The organism is Gardnerella sp. 30-4, assembly GCF_001641215.1.
GTDB lineage: Bacteria > Actinomycetota > Actinomycetes > Actinomycetales > Bifidobacteriaceae > Bifidobacterium > Bifidobacterium leopoldii.
Genome location: NZ_LXJL01000115.1, coordinates 1 through 4226, shown reverse-complemented (window position 1 = coordinate 4226; position 4226 = coordinate 1). Strand labels below are relative to the sequence as shown.

The following is a 4226-nucleotide window of genomic DNA, read 5'->3' as shown; positions in this document are numbered from 1 at the left end:
TTTTAAATTTATGTTACACAATAAAAAGTCGCGCATGTTGTAATAAACATGCGCGACTAAGTAATTTATTCAGGTTGATGAAGATTAACTAAAATCAACAAGTCATGAATTACCTAACATCGTCAAAATTATCTTCTTCAGAAAGAATAATACGCTTACGGTTCTTCTCAATTGTAGGATCCGGAATTGGCACAGCGCTAATCAAAGCCTGAGTGTAAGGGTGCTTTGGATTATCAAACACCTCATCCGTTTCACCAGATTCAACAATTCGACCGTGATACATAACAGCAATTCGGCTAGAAATATGTCGAACAACAGCCATGTTATGCGCCACGAACAAGTAAGCAACACCCAACTTGTCTTGCAAATCTTCAAGCAAGTTAATAATTCCAGCCTGAATAGAAACATCCAAAGCCGAAACTGGCTCATCAAGAAGCAAAAGCTTAGGATTCACAGCCAAAGCGCGAGCAATAGCGATACGCTGACGCTGGCCGCCGGAGAACTGCGTTGGGAAGCGATCAACTTGATCAGGATTCAACTCAACCAATTGCATAAGCTCAGCAATACGCTGGCGAATTTCTTCCTTCGACTTCTTTTGCACAAGCAAAGGCTCGGCCAAAATATCGTAAACAAGCATACGAGGATCAAGAGAACTCATTGGATCCTGGAACACGTACTGAATCTTAGAACGAAGTTCGCGACGCTGCTCACGAGTCAACTTATCGTTCAACTCAGTACCAAAAACTGTAATAGAACCAGACTCAGGCTTCTTCAAGCCCATAATCTCCATCAAAGTCGTGGACTTACCAGAACCAGACTCGCCAACCAAAGCCACAGTTTCGCCTTCACGAACCTCAATACTCACACCATCAACCGCGCGAACTTCGCCAACCTTACGTCGCAAGAAGCCGCCGCTAGTAATTGGGAATGTTTTAACCAAGTTCTTAACATCCAAAACAACTTTTCGTTGCTCACGAGGAATGCCTTCAAACATTGGCTTAATTGGCTTTTCGGTTTCCGCATGAAGCAGCGAGCGAACAGTTTCGCTTTCCGCTTCAAGACCAATCATAGTGCTGTCGTCGCCGCTCTCTTCTTCAGCCATAAGCATATCCATAGTCGGCTTAGAAATTGGAGTCAAACGACGAGTGCGCTTTTGATCAACGCGAGGAACAGCGCCCAACAAGCCAATAGTGTACGGCTGAGTTGGGTGAGCAAAAATCTCCTCAACGCTATTATGCTCAACCAAATGGCCCGCGTACATAACAATAACTTCGTCTGCAACGCCAGCAATTACGCCCAAATCGTGAGTAATGAAAATCATTGCAGCGCCGGTTTCGCGCTGAGCTTTCTTCAAAACTTCCAAAACCTGAGCCTGAATAGTCACATCCAAAGCGGTAGTAGGCTCGTCTGCAATAATAATATCCGGATCGTTAGCAATTGCCATAGCAATCATCACGCGCTGGCGCATACCACCAGAAAACTCGTGAGGGAAAGCCTTCAAACGCTCAGCCGGCTTAGTAATACCAACCAAATCAAGCAATTCAATAGAACGCTCGCGAATCTGCTCTTCGCTCATGTCCGGGTTATGAATAACCAAAGCTTCCTTAAGCTGATCACCAATAGAGAAAACTGGAGTTAAAGCAGAAAGAGGATCCTGGAAAACCATGGCAATATTCTTGCCACGAATCTTACTCATCTCAAGATCAGTTTTAGTAAGAAGCTCCTCGCCCTTATACTTAACCGAACCTTTAACACTAGCATTCTTATCGAGTAAGCCCATCACAGCCAAAGAAGTAACCGACTTACCGGAACCGGACTCGCCAACGATACCAATAGTCTTTCCGCGGTACAAATCAAAATTCATTCCGCGCACAGCATGCACAGTACCAGCTTCAGAAGCGAAGCTAACTTGCAAGTCGCGTACTGAAAGCAACGGTTCGTTGTTTTGATCTTCCATCGTGGTTTCTTCCTTAATAGCGTTATTTGCAATATCAGTCATGTTTATCACTCCAAACGCTCGTTAGTCGGCCTTACCAACAGACCTAGAATATGGATCAATGGCATCACGCAAACCGTCACCAATAAGCTGCACGGAGAAGGTTAGCAAAACAAGCACTGCAGACGGCACCAAAAGCACCCACGGAGAAGTCTGCACAACGCTTTGGCCAGCATTAAGCAAAGTACCAAGAGAAGTATCCGGAGCCTTAATACCAAGGCCCAAGAAGCTCAAAGCAGTTTCGCCGTTAATCGCACCAATAACACCAAGAACCGTGTTAATAATCAATACAGAACCCAAGTTTGGAACCAAGTGGCGCACAATAATGCGGAACGAAGAAACGCCCTCGAACTTAGCTGCACGAACATACTCACGTTCGCGCAAGCTCAAAGTCAACGTACGAAGAGTACGAGCGTAACCAATCCAACCAAAAGCTGTTAAGCCAAATGCCAACCACAGCCAATCGCTACCACCACTAGAAGCACTAATGATTAAAGCAATCAGCAGGAAGGAAGGAACAATCAGCAGCATGTCCAAAAGCCACATACCAACCTGCTCAAACCATCCTTCGAAGTAAGAAATGGCAGTACCAACCAAAGCAGCAATAACTGTAATGGTAATAGAACTAACAATACCAATGGAAAGTGAACGGCCAAGTCCGCGCACAACCATTGCGTACATGTCTGAACCGCCTGGCGTAGTGCCAAGCCAATGCTCTGCAGAAGGAGGAGTTGCTAGAGAAGAAAAGTCTGGTTCGTCGTAGCTCCACTTTGAAATCTTTGAGCCAAACAAAGCAAAAAGAATCAAAATTACAAGCATAACCAAGCCCACAACTGCAGACGGGCGACGGAAGAATCGACGCGTATAAAGCGTCATCTTACCAGTGCGTTTAAAGTTGCCCCAGGCACCAGCAGTAGCTTTTCTATCTGCAGCAGACTCTTGAGGTTTTGAAGATACATCTTTTTTATTCATATCAAATTCACCTACACTGTTCTGCTAGTTCAAACGAATACGTGGGTCGAGCCAAGCAGAGAAGATATCTGCAAGCAGAGCACCAACTAAGGTACATACAGCACCAAACGCTGCAATAGCAACAGAACCGTTAATATCGTTCTGCATAATGGTCTGAACGAAGTAGCTACCAAGACCGTTAATAGCAAACACGGTTTCAGTAATCACAGCACCCGTAAACACGCCTGCAATAGAGAAGGCGACGTCAACAGCTGTTGGAATCAAAGAAGTACGCAAAGCGTGGCGGCGAATAGCCAAATTCAAAGGTAAGCCCTTAGCGCGAGCCGTACGAACGTAATCAGCATTCATAGTATCGAGAAGATACGTGCGCTGCGTTAAATGATACCCAACCATGCCAGGAATTGTCATAACAATCGTCGGCAAAATCAAATGCTGAAGGAAGTCAAGAAGGAACATGAACGGGTCAGAACCCTGGTAAGAGTGCAAACCAGTAACGTAGAAAAGTCGCACGCCTGTTGCGCGGTTAATGCTAATAGCAGCAAGCACAACCATCAAACCCAAAACTGCTGCAGGAACAACCAGCAGGAAGGTTGCGGTGGAATTAAGAACTCTATCTTGCCACTTGTACTGACGGATAGCAGTGTAAACACCAACGCTAACACCGAGAACAATGCCAAGAATTGTAGCGCCAGTAACCAGCTGAACAGATGCGCCAATACGAGACATAATTGCCGGACCAACTGGAGCCTGATCTGGGCTCAATCCCCAATCCCACTTAGTAAAAATGTTGTAAATCCAACGGCAATAACGAGTAAACACTGGAGTCTGGTCGTTAATATTTGCCAAATCCAAAGAACGGTTGATTGATGCAATAGGTGGATGCGGATGCCTAGACATGTAGTTCGAACGCGGTCTCATAAAAGCACTTGTCAAGAAATACGTCATGGATACGGCAACAAACAACATCACCACATAATTCAGGCATCGTTTAACGATGTATCGTATCATTGTGACTCTTTTCTACGACTAGCCATTTTTTACCTCCATTCGGCATCCATAAATCTTGTGATTTACAGTATTGCCGATCTAACACTCGACCTTGAAAAAGGCGTGTTTGAATCGACCCTTGTCAATCCGGACACATAATTAGTATATTTTTAGCCAAGCTATGTACAAAGAGACAAACAGAAAATATTTTTGCACAGCACTTTTCTCAATATCCAAGGGAAAAATTTCGTATATATAAGTTATATTATAC

General features: G+C 44.6%; 3 protein-coding genes. All 3 read right to left on the bottom strand.

The genetic code is table 11. The features are described 5' to 3' along the window. Window positions 1-109 precede the first annotated feature (109 nt). Genes A5294_RS05905 through A5294_RS05895 form a run of 3 tightly spaced genes read right to left on the bottom strand, consistent with a single transcriptional unit; the run spans window position 110 to window position 3976 of the window. Complete coding sequence (locus tag A5294_RS05905) at window positions 110-1999, bottom strand: ABC transporter ATP-binding protein (RefSeq protein WP_004104711.1); 1890 nt, start codon at window positions 1997-1999, stop codon at window positions 110-112. A 21-nt stretch (window positions 2000-2020) separates the two neighbouring features. Then, window positions 2021-2968, bottom strand: a complete 948-nt coding sequence (locus A5294_RS05900) for an ABC transporter permease (RefSeq protein ID WP_004104713.1) — start codon at window positions 2966-2968, stop codon at window positions 2021-2023. A gap of 24 nt (window positions 2969-2992) precedes the next feature. After that, window positions 2993-3976: an ABC transporter permease gene (locus tag A5294_RS05895; RefSeq protein ID WP_012914500.1), complete on the bottom strand. Its 984-nt coding sequence runs from the start codon at window positions 3974-3976 to the stop codon at window positions 2993-2995. Between the last annotated feature and the right edge of the window lie 250 nt (window positions 3977-4226).

Bases quoted from the DNA above. Each gene is read 5' to 3' on its own strand.
- A5294_RS05905 (WP_004104711.1), bottom strand. From the start codon at position 1,999: ATGACTGATATTGCAAATAACGCTATTAAGGAAGAAACCACGATGGAA.
- A5294_RS05900 (WP_004104713.1), bottom strand. From the start codon at position 2,968: ATGAATAAAAAAGATGTATCTTCAAAACCTCAAGAGTCTGCTGCAGAT.
- A5294_RS05895 (WP_012914500.1), bottom strand. From the start codon at position 3,976: ATGATACGATACATCGTTAAACGATGCCTGAATTATGTGGTGATGTTG.